Genomic DNA, 19239 nt, shown 5'->3' with positions numbered 1-19239 from the left:
AGGTAGCCTCTTCTCTCCTACCATATTTGAAAGTCTGAAATTGATACCACCTACAAATCAAATTGTAAGCGTTATCTAGACGAAATGCAATATAAATTTTAAAAGATTTTTATATGTTAATATATTCCTAATTAATTGGTTTTTTCATGCAATTTTACCATAAAAATAGCCCTAGCTATGAGCTAGGACCATCCTTTTTTACCCCGATTGGTGAGGGCTAATAATCAGCGGGGGATAAAGCCACCCACTGATTAAAGTTTCACTTTATAACATAACACCAACGATAATCGCTGATAGAATACTTACTAATGTCGCACCATACACAAGGCGTAGACCAAATGATGATACAACATTTGATTGATTTTCATCGATACCTTTCGTTGCACCTGCGATAATTCCGATAGATGAGAAGTTCGCAAATGATACAAGGAATACAGAAAGAATACCAACTGTACGAGCCGATAAATCACCAGCTACTTTTCCAAGATCAAGCATCGCAACAAACTCATTTGATACTAATTTTGTTGCCATAATTTGTCCCGCTGTTACCATCTCAGCTTGTGGGATACCCATTACGAATGCTAATGGTGAGAAAATATATCCTAAAATAGCTTGGAATGTAATACCGAACACGGAATCAAACAAGCTATTAATTGCTGTAATTAATGCTACGAAACCAAGTAACATAGCTGCTACTGTAATCGCAATCGTGAAACCAAGCATAATGTACTCGCTCAGCATTTCAAAGAATGATTGTTTTTTCTTATTTTCTAATTTCAGTGTATCTTCTTCTTCTGTAATATCGTACGGGTTAATAATATGAATGATAATGAAACCACTAAATAAATTTAATACAAGTGCTGTTACTACATATTTCGGTTCGATCATTTTCATATAAGAACCAACGATTGACATCGACACCGTCGACATAGAAGATGCACATAATGTATATAAACGATGTTTTGGGATTTTACTTAATTGATCTTTTACTGTAATAAATACTTCCGCTTGTCCAACAATGGCAGCTGCTACTGCGTTATATGATTCTAGTTTTCCTAGACCATTTACTTTACTTAACAACGTACCAATAGCACGAATAAATACAGGTAAAATTTTAAAGTGTTGCAGAATTCCGATTAAAACGGCAAAGAATACGATTGGTAATAGCGCTGTTAAGAAGAATGAAACCTCTCCTTTATTAACAAGACCACCAAATACGAAAACGATTCCAGCTTCCGCATATCCAAGAAGTGCCCCAAATCCATCTGAAATTCCTTTTACTAAAATATAACCGACTTGCGTATTTAATAAGAAATAAGATAATGCTAGCTGAATAATAAGCATAATTGCGATTGGTTTATACTTAATCTTCTTTCGATCGGCACTTATAAGAAAACCGAGTACAAATACAACAAGTAATCCTACAAGGAACATAACAAACTTCATTAATAAAATCCTCCATTTAACTCTTCATTAACGTTGAACGTCTGACCACTCAAAACAAGAAATAATCCGAACTTTCTATTTCTCCTCCAAAACCTTCAATCGAATAGGAAAAATCATAAAACCTCTTGTTTCAAAGGCATTTATCATTCTAACACAAATCACATCTCATATCCGCACTTTTCTTAAAAAATTACATTTTATTATAAAACACTCATTAATGTTCGTCTTTTACTCCCAACAAATATATGGATAAAACAAAAAATGAGCATCAAGTTTCACTTGATGCTCACCTCATTATACTGCTTTTTCTTTATCAGCTACTTGCTCTTCCCAGCACTCTGTATTTTCCAGGCCTGGAATTGAATTCGCATAAAAGACTGGATCTTTTCCTTGTTTCTTTTGCTTTACGTAATCTGATAATGCTGCAAAGGCATACTTAGAAAGGAATACGATTGCCACTAAGTTAATAACAGCCATAATACCCATGAATAAATCTGCTACATCCCAAACGATTTGAATTGTCGCTACAGATCCTAGCATAACCATACCAAGTACAGCAATGCGGTATGCATTTAATAACACTTTACTTCCATTTAAGAACTCAATATTCGTTTCACCATAGTAGTAGTTACCTACTAATGAACTAAATGCAAACAAGAAGATCGCAACTGCTACAAATATAGAAGCCCATGGACCGATATGTTGACTTAACGCCTGCTGCGTTAATTGAATTCCATTTAAATCAGCTGCATTATGCACATCTGATAAAAGAATAATAAATGCTGTACAACTACAAATTAATAATGTATCAGTAAATACCCCTAAAGTTTGAATGAAACCTTGTTTAACTGGGTGCGTTACGTTTGCAGTCGCTGCTGCGTTCGGCGCACTACCCATACCTGCTTCATTTGAGAATAACCCACGTTTTACCCCTAATAAAATCGCAGCTCCTAATCCTCCGCCTACTACTTCTTTAATTCCGAAAGCATGTAAGAAAATTTCTTTAAATACATATGGAATTGCCGTAATGTTTGTTACAACAACGAATAATGCCACTGCTACATAAATAATTGCCATTACTGGAACAATCATTTCAACCGCGCGAGCAATTCGTTTTACTCCGCCAAAAATAATAACTGCAAGTAAACCAGCCATTACAAGACCTACTAATCTACTATCTGTTTTGAATGCTCCATCAAAAGCAGCTGCTACAGTATTAGATTGCACAGCGTTAAAAATCAATCCGAAACTTACTGTTATTAATACAGAGAAAATAGCTCCAAGCCAGCGTTTATTTAAACCCTTTTCCATATAATACGCTGGACCACCACGGAACGTATTCCCATCTTTCACTTTATAAATTTGCGCTAATGTGCTCTCTACAAATGCAGAAGCACCCCCAATTACCGCGATTAACCACATCCAAAATACTGCTCCTGGACCACCTGCTGAGATTGCAATAGCTACACCAGCTAAGTTACCAGTACCTACACGAGAAGCTGTACTCATACAAAATGCTTGAAATGATGATACGCCGCTCTTCTCTTTTTGCGCTTTTCTCGTTTTCGAGCTTGCTCCATCCCCAAGCAAACGAATCATTTCACCGAAGTAACGAACTTGGACAAATTTCACACGAAATGAAAAATAGAGCCCTAACCCAATTAACATCGCAATAATGACATATGACCAAAGGATATTATTTACATCCCCAATTACCTTAGCTAAAAAATCCATATTTGCATTGCCCCCTCTTCCTAACAATAAGAAAATTATATTCTAAAAACTTTAAGTAATCAAGAACTTTATGTAAGGTTTTATGACATGAGTATGTCAAATATCTTAACGTATATGTTTTTTTACATAAAAATATAGCCATCACATGCATTTATCCAATACTCAATCACTTATCCTCTTCGACCAGTCATACTTTTAAAATAGTACGTTCCCCACAAATAACGAGAGGAACAAACAAAAAAAGTTATATTAATAATTACCTCTCACCCTTTTCATCATTTACTACAACAAAAAAGGCGAGCATCGAATTCATCTCGATGCTCGCCTTTTCATTATACTGCTTTTTCTTTATCCATTACTGCTGACTTATCCCAACACTCTGTATTTGTTAAGCCAGGAATAGAATCTGCACTGAAGACTGGATCTTTTCCTTGTTTCTTTTGTCTTACATAGTCTGCCAATGCAGCATACGCAAATCGTCCAAGAAGTGTAATCGCAATTAAGTTTGTGATTACCATTAGTCCCATAAATAGATCCGCCATATTCCATACAACTTGAAGCGTCGCAACAGAACCGAATAATACCATTCCTACTACCGCAATACGGTAAATCGTTAACCACGTTTTACTTTGTTTAATGAATTCAATATTCGTTTCACCATAATAGTAGTTTCCTAAAAGAGAACTAAATGCAAATAAGAAAATAATAATCGCTAAGAAGCTACTTGCCCATGGACCGATTTGTGAACTTAATGCATTTTGCGTTAACTCAATACCTTCTAAATTTGTTGCTTTATATGCACCAGAACATAGTACGATAAATGCTGTTGATGTACATACTAAGAATGTATCTACTAATACGCCAATTGTTTGAATAAAACCTTGTTTTGCTGGATGCGTTACATCAGCCGTCGCTGCCGCGTTTGGCGCACTACCCATACCTGCTTCGTTCGCAAATAATCCGCGCTGAATACCGTATTTCATCGCAGCGCCGATACCGCCACCTACAGCTGAATCTAAACCGAATGCACCTTTAAAGATTTCCGTAAACACATCTGGTATTAAATAGAAGTTTTTAATAACAACAAAAATAGCTACCGCAATATAAATAAGCGCCATTGGCGGAACAATCATTTCCGACATACGTGCAATACTTTTTACACCACCAAAAATAATAACCGCAACTAATGCAGCTAATACAATACCAACAATATAACGCTCTAAACCAAATGCATTTTCAAATGCTAATGTTACTGTATTCGCTTGTACTGAGTTAAAAATTAAACCGTAACTAATTGTAATAAGGATAGAGAACCAAATTCCCATCCAACGTTTATTTAAACCTTTTTCCATATAATAAGCAGGACCACCACGGAAGCCACTGCCATCTTTTATTTTATAAATTTGGGCCAGCGTACTTTCTACAAAACTTGAAGAAGCCCCGATAATCGCAATAACCCACATCCAAAATACCGCGCCAGGTCCTCCCATAGATATAGCTAACGCTACACCAGCTAAGTTACCGATACCAATACGAGCTGCTGAACTCATACAAAACGCTTGGAAAGAAGATACACTACCTTTTTTACGCGTCTTTCCAGTTAATCCATCACTCATTAGTCGAACCATTTCCCCTAAATGAGTAATTTGTACGAATTTCAATTTAATAGAAAAATAAAGACCTAAACCAATTAACATCGCAATAAGAATATATGACCAAAGAATTGTATTCGTTGATGAAACAAATTGCTCTAAAATATTCATACAATTAACCCCTCCTTTTCTCCATAAAACGAATTATATTTAAAAAACATTCAAAAATCAACATTTTTCGACAATTTGCAATTTCCAAATATTAGCCAGGCTCGCAGTAACAATATCTTTATGACTGCCCTCCCTCTAACTGTGCATACTAAAACAAAAAATAAATTCACAAACAACCCCATTGACAAAAACACCAACCTGTAACTATAATGATTACAACAGGTTGTAACAAACCTAATTACAATACATTCATTCACTTTCAGATATACACTTTAACAAAACACTTTGGAGGGATTTATTATGAAAATCGGAATTATCGGAGCAACTGGTAAAGCAGGAAGTCGTATTTTAAAAGAAGCATTAGATCGCGGACATGAAGTAACTGCAATCGTAAGAAACGCTGCAAAAATTACAGAAGAAAACGTAAAAGTGTTAGAAAAAGACGTATTTTCTCTTACATCTAACGACCTACAAGCATTCGATGTAGTTGTAAATGCATTCGGTGCTCCAGCAGGACAAGAACACCTTCACGTAGATGCAGGAAACGTACTAATTGAAGCGATGAAAGGTGCACCTAACACAAAATTACTTGTAGTTGGCGGCGCTGGAAGCTTATTTGTAGACGAAAAGAAAACAACACGTGTATTTGAGACACCAGGTTTCCCAGGCGAATACCTTGCAACAGCTCAAAACCAAGGCAAAAACTTAGAAATCTTACAACAAACAAATGATATCACTTGGACATTCATCAGCCCTTCTGCACTATTCGCATTAGGAAAACGCACTGGTTCTTACAAAGCTGGTAAAGACAACCTTCTTGTTAACGCAAAAGGTGATAGCTACGTAAGTTACGAAGATTTCGCAGTAGCAGCACTTGATGAAATCGAAAATCCAAAACATGTAAACGAACGCTTCACAGTAGTTTCTGAAGCTGAATAATAAAAAAGCTCGTAAAACATTATGTTTTACGAGCTTTTTCTTATTATTGTACTTGCTCTAAGCCATTTTGAGTAATCTTGAAGGAAATCTCTTTAAATTTTTTCGCATCCCCTTTTCCAATTAACTCACCAGTTTTATACCAACTTAAACGATCAGATTCTGCATGATACACTTTTACTACATCACCATACTCGAACATCATACCATTTACTTGCTCAGCAAAATTCTTTGAAGTCTCTTGTCCTTCTGCCGTTACATGCTTTTTCTCGGTTCCATTTTGATCATATACCGTAAGTCCTATATACTGTTCATTTACAAAACGATAATGTATTTCACCATCAGTAAATGTTGCATGTAATTTCTTCGCATCATGATTTAAGGTAACGATTGAACGCGTTACATCAGCCACACCTTGGTATACTATACTATCTCCATACATCACTTCTAATGAAGCTTCCGTCACTTTCTTATTACCAAAGCGATCTTTTGTTTCTACTTTTACTTTTTGTTCACCAATTTTTGTTGTATTCGGTTTTTCTACAAATCCGAGTACTTCTCCATCTTTCACTTGAACAAAGTTTTTTGCATCTAATTTTTCAGCGTCTGTTCCAATTACTACTTTTTGTGGTACTGCTGTTACTTCTTGCCCAGCTTCCATTCTTTCAAAGCCGTTTTCAGTAATTTTGAAGACTAGTTCCTTTATCTCTTTATTCTTTCCTTCTCCCGCATATACACCTTTTTTGTACCAGTGTAGGCGTGAAGATTCTGCATGATATACTTTCAACATATCTCCATACTCAAATGTTAATCCATTTACTTCCTTGGCAAAAGCTTTCGTATTTTCCATACCTTTTACCGCTATATTTTTCTTCACTCTTCCTTCTTTATTGTACAGAGTAAATTCAAAATACTTCTCATCTTTAAAGTAATCATGAATCAAATTATCCGTATCTGTCGCACTCATTTTTTTCGTATCATGATGTAACGTTATAATCGATTTCATATCGTCACTACCATAACTTAATCCATATACAAATAGGCTATCTCCATAAGTTACTTCTACTGGAACTTCCGTCACTTTCTTATTTCCGAAACGATCTTTCGTTTCTACTTTTACTTTTTGTTCACCAATCTTTGTCGTATTTGGTTTTTCTACAAATCCAACTACTTCTCCGTCTTTCACTTGCACAAAATCTTTTGCTTCTAATTTTTCAACGTCTGTTCCAATTACTAATTTTTGTGGTACTGCCGTTACTTCTTGCAGAGCTTCTAATCTTTCAAATCCATTTTCAGTAATTTCAAAGAATAATTCTTTTATTTCTTTATTTTTTCCTTCTCCCACATATAAACCTTTTTGATACCAATGTAAACGTGAAGACTCTGCATGGTATACTTTCACCACATCTCCATATTCAAATACTAACCCATTTACTTCCTTGGCAAAAGCTTCTGTATTCTCCAAGCCTTTTACCTCTATATTTTTCTTCTCTTTTCCCTCTTTATTGTACAAGGTGAATTCAAAATACTTCTCATCTCCAAAGTAATCATGAATCAAATTATCCGTATCTGTCGCACTCATTTTTTTCGTATCCTGATGTAACGTTATAATTGATTTCATATCGTCACCATCATAGCTTAACCCATATACAAGTAAACTATCTCCATATGTCAATTCTAATGGAACTTCCGTCACTTTCTTATTTCCAAAACGATCTTTCGTTTCCACTTTTACTTTTTGTTCACCGATTTTCATTGTATTCGGTTTTTCTACAAAACCAATTACTTCTCCACCTTTTACTTGAACAAAGTTGTTCGCCTCTAATTTTTCAGCGTCTGCCCCGATTACTACTTTTTGCGGTACTGCTTCTACTTCCTGTATACCGTCTATTAGTTCATATCCTTGTGGAGTAATCTTAAAGAACTTTTCTTTTTTATTCTTAGCTCCACCTTGCTCTACAAGTTTATTACTTTGATACCAATCGAAACGACTTGGTTCTGCATGATATACTTTCATAATATCGCCATATTGAAGTTCAACACCTTCAAGTTGCAAAGCAACTTTTTTAGAATTTTCTTGACCTTCTATAGAAATATTTTTCTTTTCATTTCCGTCCTTATCATATAAGGTAATCCCTACATACTTTTCATTTTTAAAGCGCTCATGGAACTCATTACCAACGAAAGAAACGTTGATTTTCTTTTCATCATGAAGGAGCGTTATAACAGAATTTACCTCATCACCGTAACCTTTAAATACCATAGTATCTCCATAAAGACTGTTAACTGGAACAGAAATGAAATTCCTCTGTCCTTTCTCATCCTCAATTTCTACTAATACCGCTCTTTTTCCAACCTCTAAATCCAGCCACATAATTCTACCTGTTACTTTTACATTTTCACCTAAATTTTGAACAAGACTATTTGCTAGATTTTCATTAAAATTCGCACCAACGATGAGATCTTGTACCACATTAGACGCTTCACCATAAGGAAGCCCGCCGTATGGTTTCACTTGTTTTTCACGAATAATATTACTATCTGTTGCTTTCCATATTTCTTTTTCTAATTTAGGTAAATTTAAATTTTCGATTTTCCCTCTAACCTCATCATTTGGACCTAATCCCCATTTCTCAAAAAACGGTACTAAGTTTTGTTTAGCCGCTTTCGATGCCATATAAATAAACATTTGCTTTTTATCTTCATCTGAAGCAGGCATTTCAGATTCTGGTAATAAGCGATACATTTGATGTAAATTAGGGTAAAAATGCTCTCCATAAGCTAAATCAAGTTGCCAAAACATTACTAGTTTCTCGAATTCTTCCATATTTTTTTGAGCATCAGGATTATCTAAGTAAGCAAAAGCTTTTTTATAATGACCATCTTCTTCTAGACTTGATTTATTGCCTAACATTCTTTGAACCGATAATGAATATATATTTACTGTTACTTCTCCTACACCTGACCAAAACCAAGGAGCTTGCTGATGTAAATGCCCTACTTCATGCCACGGTCCCCAGCCATCTCCTTGTAATCTCTTTATATTTAAAACCCTATCCATAGTCTCTGGAACATACCCTGTATGATAATGAGTAGCAAACATCCAATCATCTTTATCTGGTTTTCTCTTTTCAACAAATTGGATATAGTGGTTTGGAGCTTTTGACACCCCTATACCATCTTCAGATAATCCTGCTACAGAATTTTCAAAGCGAATAATCTTATCATGTAGCCTCATTAATTCTACTGGATCCGTCTCTCCCATATAGTTTTCCACTGCTTCAGGACTTGCAGTAATTAAACTTCTCTCACCCTTCAATTCAACTGCATAAGGATTTTTATACTTCTTTAACATTGCATCCCAATCTTTTTTTGTGTGCTTCCCTAAGATAAATAATGGAAAATGACTTCCTCCATGAATAACTGAAGCTGTTACTTCGCCATCATTATTCATGTTATAAAAATATAGTATTCCACCTATTGAAGATGAAATATTATTTTCACCAGGTTTTAACTCAAATTCTTCAAACCCTTTTTCATCATATGACTTCGTTCCTATGAACGCTTTAATAGATTGCGTTCCTTTTATTTCAATTTTAATTTCTTCATTTGGACCAGCATAAATTCCAGTTGGTTCATTCGCTGAAAGTACATAACGTACTTTTAAGCGTTTTTGCTCTTCTTCAATACTACCTTTCCCAGGCAAATGAAACGTTCTCTGCTCCAAACGATTCTCTTTACTCTCTTCCAACTGCCCGCCCTTATTCTCTTCCAAAGGCGCCGCATATCCTTTCGATGCTTCGAAAGCTACTGGTGATAATAATGTAGATATACAAATACCAGCTACTAATACCCTACTCTTTTTCTGCTTTGACATAATCTGTGTCCCCTGTCCTTTTTTTAGACAAACCATCCTATATATTCATTTAATAAGAAATCCTATTATTTTTATAAAAACATTTAACGAATAGACTAACGCCTCTCGCACCTATATCAATTACTTCCGCATTTCTCTAAATGTATTCGCTTTCTTACATTGTAAAATTTTTCATGTATTATGCCCTCCTCACTTCACTCTACTTGTGATGAGTTCTCTTCTTACATAAAAGAAACATAGTAAAAGATATATTTTAGTCTCGTCATCTATACATCTAAAAATAAAACCTTACATTTTCTTCATATATGACCATCTATAGGTAGTTTTTCCAACTGAATTGTACACGCTTTACACTTTGTTTGATAGACTTTTCAATTAGAATAATGTTACAATTTTGTGAATTTAATCTATTTATTGTAACGTTTGGATTTTATTATATTTTGTTATTTCCAAATAATTTTCTCAACATAAAAACAGTGTTTTATCTAATTAATAATTATCTTGATATAATTTTAAATTTCATATATAAAAAGCATTGGTTAACACCAATGCTTTCATCCTTACCTTTTATATTGATTCGGTTTATGCGGTTCATTTGGAGTATGTGGTTTATTATTATCATGACCATTTCCTTTTTTCCAACTCACTGATAACTCCGGACTTGTTTCTTCTTCACTACGCTCAAGTAATACAACTGCATTTTGAATTGTGGGTGTACCTTTATGTGCAATCCCTTGTAGCTTCGTTAATTTCCCGATTACTTTAAAGCTAAATCCACCAGCTGGTGTTTGTTTCGGAATTAAAATGCGGAACTTCTCTCCTACATTAAATTCTGTTTTTGTTTCGCCCTTTTCATTTGCAAATTTCACGCCCGTTGGTGCACCTGTTGGTTGCACTTTATACGTTCCGCTTTTTGCATTTGTTTCTACTGTATATAAGCCTGTTTCAAAGAAATCATTTTTCAATACCGCTTCTTGTTCTTCTGTTGGTACGACACTCATCGTAATTTCTTGTAACTCTTCACTAGCGCTAGCTTTTGCAACGATATCTTTCGTCACCTTTTCTACATTTTTATTACGGAAATCTAAATCATTAATATCGATTTGTTTTAACGCATTCCATACTGCAAGCTGCGTTGCATAATGAGCTTCTCTCCAATCAGAAACACCTAATTCTTGCGGGCTCTTTTGTGGATATCCATTCAATAATACGCGATATACGTTAATATCCACTTTCCCCATTTCCGGTAAATCTTGACCGCTTGGAGATTTTAAATCTACATTTAAGCAAAAAGCAATTTTGCCATCTGCCGTTTTAATAAGCTCTGTTCGAATTGGTTTCTTCTTGGACTTACTATAACTCCAATCCATTTGATACTTTGTATGGTCCATCACTTCTGCGAATGCTTTTTGAAGTGGGAATAACACAAATAAAACACTTAAAAACATAGCTAAAAGTTTGAACGATTGCTTTATATTCATGTTCACAGCCCCTTAATAACAAACTTAATACTAAGTAGTATTTAATTAGAAAATATTTTTATACAAAAAAAAGAGTGCTTTTACGCACTCTCTTTTCTTACCTTAATCTTAGAAATCGAAGTTATCAGGATCTGGACCAACGCGGTGATTTTGATTTAACGCATCGATTTTTTCCATATCTTCTTTCGTTAATTCAAAGTTAAATACATCAGCATTTGCAATAATGCGGTGTTCTTTCGTTGATTTTGGAATTGTAATCACTCCATTTTGAAGATCCCAACGTAAAATAACTTGCGCTGTTGTTTTGCCATATTTCTCAGCAATCTCTTGTAATGTTTCGTTATCTAATAATTGACCTTGCATAAGTGGTGACCATGCTTCCATTTGAATACCTTGTTCTTTACAGAAAGCTTGTAATTCTTTTTGTGTTAAACGAGGGTGGTATTCTACCTGGTTAATCATTGGCTTAATTTCTGCATCTTTCATTACATCTTGTAAGTGGTGAATTTGGAAGTTACTTACGCCAATTGCACGTACGAGATTTTCTTTATAAAGTGTTTCTAGCGCTCTCCACGTATCTTTATATTTTCCTTCTACAGGCCAGTGAACAAGATATAGGTCTAAATACTCTAGTTCTAATTTCTTTAAGCTCTCTTCGTATGCAGCAATTGTTTCTTCGTATCCTTGATCTGCGTTCCATACTTTTGAAGTGATAAATAATTCTTCTCTTGAAATACCAGTCGCTTCAATACCTGCACGGATTCCTTCACCTACAGCTTTTTCATTTCCGTAAATTGCAGCTGTATCGATGCTACGGTATCCTGCTTTAATCGCTGATTTTACAGCTTCTACAAGTTCTGGTCCTTCTTCTACTTTAAATACACCTAAACCGAACCAAGGCATTTCTACACCATTATTTAATACTGTTTTACTTTGTAAGTTTTTCATTTTATTTTCTCTCCTTTTATTTTACTTGATCTCTTTTTTCTAATGTCATGCTCCACGCTGTTAAAATCACAGCACCTACTACCATAATTCCGCCTACCCAAGCCGTATGAATTAATCCTAACGAGTTCGTTACAATACCGCCCAAGTAAGCACCAAGAGCAATTCCTGCGTTAAATGCTGCGATGTTAATCGCCGATGCTACATCAACAGCGCTAGGTACAAACCTCTCAGCCAAGATAACGACATACACTTGTAGCCCCGGGACATTCATAAACGCAAATAGTCCCATAAAAATAATTGTAATGAATCCAGCAACTTTAAATGGTGCTGTAAATGTTAAAACAAATAATACAATCGCTTGAATAAAGAACATGTAAAATAACGCTCGAATCGGATTATGATTTGATAATTTTCCACCGACCATATTCCCAATCGCAATTGCAATTCCATACACTAACAAAATAATTGTAACGGTACTTGCTTTAAATCCTGTTACTTCTTGTAATAACGGAGATAAATACGTAAATGTTACGAACGTTCCCCCATATCCTAATGCAGTAATAATAAATACAAGTAACAGTCTTCCATTCGTAATCAGCTTAAATTGATCGCGAAATGATACAGACGTACCTTTTTTTAAATTAGAAGGAATTAGCATACTATTGGCGATTAAAGCAACAATTCCAATGGCCACAATAACAATAAACGAGGCCCTCCAGCCAAATTGTTGACCGATAAACGTTCCAATTGGCACACCTGTAATAGTCGCAACTGTTAATCCAGTAAACATAATCGCAATGGCACTTGCACGTTTATTCTCAGGTACAAGAGCAGCCGCAATTGTAGATCCAATTGACATAAAAACACCATGTGCAAATGCAGATACAACCCTCGCAATAAGTAACACAGTAAAACTTGTTGCTACTGCCGCAATGCCATTACCAATAATGAAAATAATCATAATCCACATTAATAACGTCTTTCGCGACATACTAGCTGTTAATGACGTTAATACTGGAGCACCAAACGCTACTCCTAATGCATATAAAGAAACAGTTAACCCCGCTGTTGTAACAGAAACATGTAAATCCTCTGAGATAGATGGTAATAAGCCGACACTAATAAATTCAGTTGTACCAATTCCAAACGCACTAATTGCTAGTGCTAATAAAGCAAACATACTTCTCCGATTCGTCTGTACTGCCGAAGAAGATACTGTATATGAATTCAATTGAACTCCTCCTTAATGCGAGAAATCCAATCATAATAGTATGATAAAAAGGCCTTTTTATCTTCTACAAAAATAACTTTACTGTTGATATACGCTATTATGAATGGCTTTACTCTTTTTTTGAAGAACGCACTTAAAAGTACGATAGGTACCTAAAAGTAACATAGGCACTTTTTAGTACCGTACTACTCATTTCCCTCTTACGTATGCTATTATGGAACATATTCAACATGATAAAAAGTACGTACTTTAAAGTGCTATAGGCACTTTTTAGTAACATTTAATTATTTAGCTTCTTTTGTTGGAGAACTTAAATCTACATTCATCAAAGGAGATTTTTATATGAAAAAATATAATATTCCCGTTGAAGCGACTTTAGAGGTTATCGGTGGAAAATGGAAGGTTGTTATCCTTTGTCATCTAACGAAAGGCACAAAAAGAACGAGTGAACTAAAACGTTTAATGCCTGGGATTACACAAAAAATGTTAACTCAGCAATTACGTGAATTAGAAGACGATGGGGTCATTCAAAGAAAGGTATACAATCAAGTACCACCAAAAGTAGAATATTCACTTACAGAATACGGTTGGTCTTTAGAATCCATTCTTGATTCTCTTTGTACTTGGGGCGAATGCCATCTTGAAAAAAGCGGTAACACATCGATGCTAATTGTAGAAGGTGAATAATAGGAAAAAGGAAAAAACGAACATAAATTTGCTCGTTTTTTCCTTTTTTTCTATATATATATGTACATTTCTAACTGAAATAAAATATTTTATACACTTTCATACCTTGTCAGTACTACGTTATACACTCAATATCAAATAATTAGGAATCATTTTTATGTTAACATAGGTGCATATAGTATATAATATAGGATATATATTATATACACTTTCCGGTAGCGGAGCTTTTCCATTATGCGGACAAGCCATGTATCGGACAGTTCATAAATGATAAGTGAGACGTTATGGTTTTAGATTTATGTTTGCAGCTTACTTGCTGTCGTAAATTTAAAGGCATTTTATTGTGTTTTGTGAAACTTTGTATAAAGTTTCGCAAGCGTTTACTATCTTACTTATCAAAAAATAAGAGTATTGCTATCGTAAAGGAGAATTGGAGATGCCAGAAACTATGACTCAAACAAAGCCAGAACAAGAAACTGTACAAATTTCTGCTAGCCAAGGACAACTTGATGTACTTGATCAGTTGTTAAAACCTGAGGTACAAGAATCATTAACAACACTAGTAGAACAGCTTCCAAAATTAACTGAGCTTGTTAACATTTTAACTAAATCTTATGACTTCGCTCAAACTGTTGCTACTGATGAAGTATTAAAAAGCGACACTGTTGGTGCAATTACAGAGCTTGTAGAACCTGTAAAAGATACAGTGAAAAGCATGGCTGCAACTGCAATCGAAGCGAAAGATCGTGCTGAAGAAAGCAACGAAGTTATCGGCCTATTCGGTCTGTTAAAATTACTAAAAGATCCACAAGCACAAAAAATGTTCCGCTTTGTGAACGCATATCTTCAAATTAGTGCAGAACGTAACAATAAATAATTTAACTTATAACAACAATTAGTAAAGACGGGGGATATCATACTATGTCAAAACAAATTGTCATCTTAGGCGCTGGTTATGGCGGTCTTCTTGCCGCTTTAAACGTACGTAAATATTACAGCAAATCAGAAGCACAAGTTACAGTGATTAACCAATACCCAACACACCAAATCATCACTGAACTACACCGCCTTGCAGCTGGTAACGTGTCTGAGCAAGCAGTTGCAATGCCACTTACAAAGCTTTTCAAAGGGAAAGACATCGATCTTAAAATCGCAACAGTTGAGTCATTCTCAGTTGATAGCAAAGAAATCAAACTAGCTGGCGGCACTACTTTATCTTACGATGCACTTGTAGTTGCTTTAGGAAGTAAAACTGCTTACTTCGGTATTCCAGGACTAGAAGAAAACAGCATGGTATTAAAATCTGCTGCTGATGCAAACAAAATCTACAAACACGTTGAAGACCGTATTCGTGAATACGCGAAAACGAAAAACGAAGCTGATGCTACAATCGTAATCGGTGGTGGCGGATTAACTGGCGTTGAGCTAGTTGGTGAGCTTGCTGACATTATGCCTAAACTTGCAAAAAGCCACGGCGTAAATCCAAAAGAAGTGAAACTTCTTCTTGTTGAAGCAGGTCCAAAAATCCTTCCAGTATTACCAGACCACTTAATCGAACGTGCAACTACTAGCCTAGAAGCACGCGGCGTTACATTCTTAACTGGTCTTCCTGTAACAAACGTTGCTGGCAACGAAATCGACTTAAAAGACGGTCAAAAACTTGTTGCTAACACATTCGTTTGGACAGGCGGCGTACAAGGTAACCCATTAATCGGTGAATCAGGTCTTGAAGTTAACCGTGGACGTGCAACAGTTGATGCATACCTACAATCTACTTCTCACAAAGACGTATTCGTTGCTGGAGACAGCGCTGTTGTCTTCGCTCCAGACGGACGTCCATACCCACCAACTGCACAAATCGCTTGGCAAATGGGTGAGTTAATTGGATACAACTTATACGCAGCACTAGAAGGCAAAGCATTCGAAGAGTTCGCACCTGTAAACTCTGGAACACTTGCTAGTCTAGGACGTAAAGATGCGGTTGCTACAATTGGAGCAAGCAATACTCCACTTAAAGGCTTACCAGCATCATTAATGAAAGAAGCAAGTAACGTTCGTTACTTATCACACATTAAAGGTCTATTCAGCTTAGCTTACTAATCTGAATATAAGCCCGAATCATGCCCTGCATGGTTCGGGCTATTTTTATCCGTAATTTTCTCTAACTTATTTATTCGTCAAAAAAATTATATACCCTTTAAATTTATCTAAATATACTGACTTTTTACAATGAAAGCTGTCCCGTTTGGAACAGCTCTTATTGTCGCTTTTTGTCGGTAAATCGATATATTGGGAAAATCGCTGATATATTCGGATTTGCGCTGATATATTTCAAAAATCGCCGATATAATTCGAGTTACGGTCGATATATTCGAAAAATCGCCGATATATTTTCCAGCCTTACTTATTATCCTAATTTCACAAGACTGTAGTTCTTCTTCCCTTTACGAATAATAATAAATCTTCCATCAAACGAATTTTCTACAGTAACATCCGTACCCACATCTGTTACTTTCTCACCATTCATAGAAATCGCACCATTATTAATGTCCTCGCGTGCTTGTCGTCTAGATGGTTCGATTCCTAAATCGACTAGCCACTCTACGATGTTTTTCGTCTCTTTTGAAGACTGAAATGTTGGCATTTCTTTAAAGCCTTGTTCAATTTCATCAGCTGTTAACGATTTAATATCTCCGCTAAATAACGCTGCTGTGATTTTTTCAGCTTGCAGGAACGCCTCTTCTCCATGAACGAATTTCGTCATTTCTTCTGCTAACACTTTTTGTGCTTCACGTTTATGAGGCTCCGCTTCTACCCTCGCTGCTAATTCATCAATACGCTCTTTCGTTAAGAACGTAAAGTATTTCAAGTATTTAACGACATCACGATCATCTGTATTTACCCAGAACTGGTAAAATTCAAACGGTGTCGTTTTTTCAGGATCAAGCCAAACCGCACCACCTGCTGATTTACCAAACTTCGTACCATCCGATTTTAATAATAATGGAATCGTTAATCCGAATACTTTCGCCTCATGACCTTCTAACTTACGAATTAAATCTAAACCACTCGTAATATTTCCCCATTGGTCACTGCCACCAATTTGAAGTTGAACATCCTCTTTCGTGTATAAATGATGGAAGTCCATCGCTTGCAAAATTTGGTACGTGAATTCTGTGAAAGAAATACCTGTATCTAAACGGCTTGCTACAATATCCTTCGCTAACATGCTATTGATGCTAAAGTTTTTCCCGTAATCACGTAAAAACTCAATAATATTTATTTCATGTGTCCAATCATAGTTATTTACCATCTTCACTTCGCTATTTCCGCCAAAATCAAATAGCTTTTTCATTTGTGCTGTTAGCGCATCTACATTATGCTGAACCACTTCTAACGTTTGAAGTTGACGCTCTGATTGTCGTCCACTCGGATCACCAATTGTTCCTGTTGCCCCGCCAATTAAAATAACAGGATGATGGCCAGCTAATTGGAATCTCTTCATCATCATAAACGGAATCAAATGTCCGATATGCATACTATCACCAGTTGGATCAACTCCGCAGTATAGTGAAATCTTTTTCCCTTCTACTAGCTTACGTAAGCCTTCTTCGTCAGTCTGCTGATTAACGGCGCCGCGCCATTCTAATTCATCAATAATATTCATCTTTTGTCATCCCCTTTATTTTTTAAAAACAAAAAAGCCCCTATGTCTACGATAGACATAGGGACGATTATTCACCGTGTTACCACCCAGTTTGCATAAATAGCATAGCTACTCATACCACTCTTAGCAATAATATCGATTGCTAGTCCGCTTAGCATTACCTAAGATACTCCAGAGTGTAATTCGCAAGTTTGTTTGTGCTAGGTTACAGCAACCCCTAGCTCTCTCGTTAACAGTGACAAACTGCTACTGGGCTCTTTCAACGTATGTTATTTGTTAAATTATTAGCCATTATATTGAATCGAAAACAAATTGTCAACAATACCCAAATATTATTTTAAAATAATTCATATCTTCATACGTATTTCGTTATTCTTTATCTTCTCCAATAATCCTTACTTCTCGCTCCAACTTCACGCCAAATTTCTCTTCAACTGTCTTTTGTACGAAGTGAATTAAATCGATGTAATCTTGTGCTGTTCCGTTATCAACATTCACCATAAATCCAGCGTGTTTTAAAGAAACTTCTACTCCACCAATTCGCTTACCTTGTAGTCCTGAGTCTTGAATTAACTTACCAGCAAAGTTATTTGGTGGGCGTTTAAATACGCTACCACATGAAGGATATTCTAGAGGCTGTTTTGACTCACGTTTAAACGTTAAATCATCCATTTTGGCTTTAATTTCTTCATGTACACCTTCTTCAAGTTCAAATCTCGCTTCAAGAATAATGTAATGGTTGTTCGCAAATACACTCTTACGATATCCAAATTCAAATGCTTCTTTCGTCAAAGTACGTAGCTCTCCATCACCTGTCATTACGACAGCTTCTGTTAATACAAACGAAATTTCACCGCCGTATGCACCAGCATTCATATATAATGCTCCGCCAACTGAACCTGGAATACCACAAGCAAACTCAAGACCCGTTAAATTATGGTCTAAGGCAATACGTGATACGTCAATAATTGCTGCACCACACTGTGCTACAATCGTCGTTCCTGTTACAGTAACACCTGTAATATGAATTAAACTTACTGTAATCCCGCGAATTCCACCATCTTTAATAATGACATTCGATCCATTTCCTAAAAACGTAACTGGAATATTATATTCATTCGCATATTTGATAACTTCTTGAATTTCATCATAATTTGTAGGCGCAACAAAAACATCTGCTTTTCCGCCAACTTTAATATGCGTATGATTCTTTAACATTTCATCTTGTTTAACATGTCCTTCAGGCAATACCGTACTTAAATATTTATAAACCTCTTGCATATTCATTTTACGATTCCTCTATTTCTATATTCATTTTATCCCGTTATACGGGCCCATAATATCCCCACGTACATGAAAGAACCTAAAGTGGTGGATACAGTGTACCCAAAATCAATTCGAGACACCTATAAACCTCTTAATTTATAAGAGGTGCCACTCATATTAAAATATATATTGCATAATAAAGC

General features: G+C 35.6%; 13 protein-coding genes and 1 other annotated feature. Of the genes, 4 read left to right on the top strand and 9 right to left on the bottom strand.

Going from position 1 to position 19239, the window contains the following annotated elements; genetic code table 11:
- Positions 1-264 precede the first annotated feature (264 nt).
- The 3 genes from MR143_RS07595 to MR143_RS07585 form a co-directional block, all read right to left on the bottom strand.
- On the bottom strand, positions 265-1446 hold the full coding sequence (locus tag MR143_RS07595) for a NupC/NupG family nucleoside CNT transporter (RefSeq protein WP_000673843.1): 1182 nt from the start codon (positions 1444-1446) through the stop codon (positions 265-267).
- A gap of 294 nt (positions 1447-1740) precedes the next feature.
- Entirely contained in the window at positions 1741-3180 is a 1440-nt protein-coding gene (locus MR143_RS07590; protein WP_000346393.1) for an alanine/glycine:cation symporter family protein, read from the bottom strand.
- A gap of 332 nt (positions 3181-3512) precedes the next feature.
- Complete coding sequence (locus tag MR143_RS07585) at positions 3513-4943, bottom strand: alanine/glycine:cation symporter family protein (protein WP_001022944.1); 1431 nt, start codon at positions 4941-4943, stop codon at positions 3513-3515.
- A gap of 300 nt (positions 4944-5243) precedes the next feature.
- On the opposite strand from MR143_RS07585, the gene MR143_RS07580 reads away from it, so the two are divergent.
- A complete protein-coding gene (locus MR143_RS07580) occupies positions 5244-5882 on the top strand; it encodes an NAD(P)-dependent oxidoreductase (RefSeq protein WP_000689908.1) in 639 nt (212 codons plus the stop codon).
- 43 nt (positions 5883-5925) lie between these two features.
- Here the strand turns inward: MR143_RS07580 and MR143_RS07575 are convergent, their stop codons facing one another.
- From MR143_RS07575 to MR143_RS07560, 4 genes are all read right to left on the bottom strand, one after another.
- Positions 5926-9756 carry a putative mucin/carbohydrate-binding domain-containing protein gene (locus tag MR143_RS07575; protein ID WP_242280695.1) on the bottom strand — a complete coding sequence of 1277 codons (3831 nt, stop codon included), beginning with the start codon at positions 9754-9756 and terminating at the stop codon, positions 5926-5928.
- Positions 9757-10316: 560 nt separating this feature from the next.
- Entirely contained in the window at positions 10317-11237 is a 921-nt protein-coding gene (locus MR143_RS07570; RefSeq protein ID WP_242280694.1) for a thioester domain-containing protein, read from the bottom strand.
- 108 nt (positions 11238-11345) lie between these two features.
- On the bottom strand, positions 11346-12185 hold the full coding sequence (locus MR143_RS07565) for an aldo/keto reductase (protein ID WP_000793560.1): 840 nt from the start codon (positions 12183-12185) through the stop codon (positions 11346-11348).
- Positions 12186-12201: 16 nt separating this feature from the next.
- Positions 12202-13365: an MFS transporter gene (locus tag MR143_RS07560; RefSeq protein ID WP_003303256.1), complete on the bottom strand. Its 1164-nt coding sequence runs from the start codon at positions 13363-13365 to the stop codon at positions 12202-12204.
- 393 nt (positions 13366-13758) lie between these two features.
- Here MR143_RS07560 and MR143_RS07555 point away from each other — a divergent pair, with 393 nt between their 5' ends.
- The 3 genes from MR143_RS07555 (at position 13759) to MR143_RS07545 (ending at position 16203) form a co-directional block, all read left to right on the top strand.
- Positions 13759-14103, top strand: a complete 345-nt coding sequence (locus MR143_RS07555; RefSeq protein ID WP_000760475.1) for a winged helix-turn-helix transcriptional regulator — start codon at positions 13759-13761, stop codon at positions 14101-14103.
- A 436-nt stretch (positions 14104-14539) separates the two neighbouring features.
- On the top strand, positions 14540-14980 hold the full coding sequence (locus MR143_RS07550; RefSeq protein WP_001115311.1) for a DUF1641 domain-containing protein: 441 nt from the start codon (positions 14540-14542) through the stop codon (positions 14978-14980).
- Positions 14981-15024: 44 nt separating this feature from the next.
- A complete protein-coding gene (locus tag MR143_RS07545; RefSeq protein ID WP_000043202.1) occupies positions 15025-16203 on the top strand; it encodes an NAD(P)/FAD-dependent oxidoreductase in 1179 nt (392 codons plus the stop codon).
- A 307-nt stretch (positions 16204-16510) separates the two neighbouring features.
- On the opposite strand, the gene tyrS is transcribed toward MR143_RS07545, so the two are convergent.
- The gene (gene tyrS, locus MR143_RS07540; protein WP_001021124.1) at positions 16511-17770 is read right to left on the bottom strand and encodes a tyrosine--tRNA ligase; all 1260 of its coding nucleotides are present in this window, start codon (positions 17768-17770) and stop codon (positions 16511-16513) included.
- 56 nt (positions 17771-17826) lie between these two features.
- Positions 17827-18042 (bottom strand) — a binding site (T-box leader).
- A 97-nt stretch (positions 18043-18139) separates the two neighbouring features.
- The gene (gene murB, locus MR143_RS07535; protein WP_001057102.1) at positions 18140-19057 is read right to left on the bottom strand and encodes a UDP-N-acetylmuramate dehydrogenase; all 918 of its coding nucleotides are present in this window, start codon (positions 19055-19057) and stop codon (positions 18140-18142) included.
- Positions 19058-19239: the final 182 nt, after the last annotated feature.

The organism is Bacillus cereus group sp. BfR-BA-01347 (assembly GCF_022663835.1).
Taxonomy (GTDB): domain Bacteria; phylum Bacillota; class Bacilli; order Bacillales; family Bacillaceae_G; genus Bacillus_A; species Bacillus_A thuringiensis_K.
Note: the sequence above shows the minus strand (reverse complement) of the source record. Positions and strands in the feature narration are given on the sequence as shown.

What these genes read in the sequence shown, in the direction of transcription:
- MR143_RS07595 (WP_000673843.1), bottom strand. Translation starts at nt 1,446, where the DNA reads ATGAAGTTTGTTATGTTCCTTGTAGGATTACTTGTTGTATTTGTACTC.
- MR143_RS07590 (WP_000346393.1), bottom strand. Translation starts at nt 3,180, where the DNA reads ATGGATTTTTTAGCTAAGGTAATTGGGGATGTAAATAATATCCTTTGG.
- MR143_RS07585 (WP_001022944.1), bottom strand. Translation starts at nt 4,943, where the DNA reads ATGAATATTTTAGAGCAATTTGTTTCATCAACGAATACAATTCTTTGG.
- MR143_RS07580 (WP_000689908.1), top strand. Translation starts at nt 5,244, where the DNA reads ATGAAAATCGGAATTATCGGAGCAACTGGTAAAGCAGGAAGTCGTATT.
- MR143_RS07575 (WP_242280695.1), bottom strand. Translation starts at nt 9,756, where the DNA reads ATGTCAAAGCAGAAAAAGAGTAGGGTATTAGTAGCTGGTATTTGTATA.
- MR143_RS07570 (WP_242280694.1), bottom strand. Translation starts at nt 11,237, where the DNA reads ATGAATATAAAGCAATCGTTCAAACTTTTAGCTATGTTTTTAAGTGTT.
- MR143_RS07565 (WP_000793560.1), bottom strand. Translation starts at nt 12,185, where the DNA reads ATGAAAAACTTACAAAGTAAAACAGTATTAAATAATGGTGTAGAAATG.
- MR143_RS07560 (WP_003303256.1), bottom strand. Translation starts at nt 13,365, where the DNA reads ATGTTTGCTTTATTAGCACTAGCAATTAGTGCGTTTGGAATTGGTACA.
- MR143_RS07555 (WP_000760475.1), top strand. Translation starts at nt 13,759, where the DNA reads ATGAAAAAATATAATATTCCCGTTGAAGCGACTTTAGAGGTTATCGGT.
- MR143_RS07550 (WP_001115311.1), top strand. Translation starts at nt 14,540, where the DNA reads ATGCCAGAAACTATGACTCAAACAAAGCCAGAACAAGAAACTGTACAA.
- MR143_RS07545 (WP_000043202.1), top strand. Translation starts at nt 15,025, where the DNA reads ATGTCAAAACAAATTGTCATCTTAGGCGCTGGTTATGGCGGTCTTCTT.
- tyrS (WP_001021124.1), bottom strand. Translation starts at nt 17,770, where the DNA reads ATGAATATTATTGATGAATTAGAATGGCGCGGCGCCGTTAATCAGCAG.
- murB (WP_001057102.1), bottom strand. Translation starts at nt 19,057, where the DNA reads ATGAATATGCAAGAGGTTTATAAATATTTAAGTACGGTATTGCCTGAA.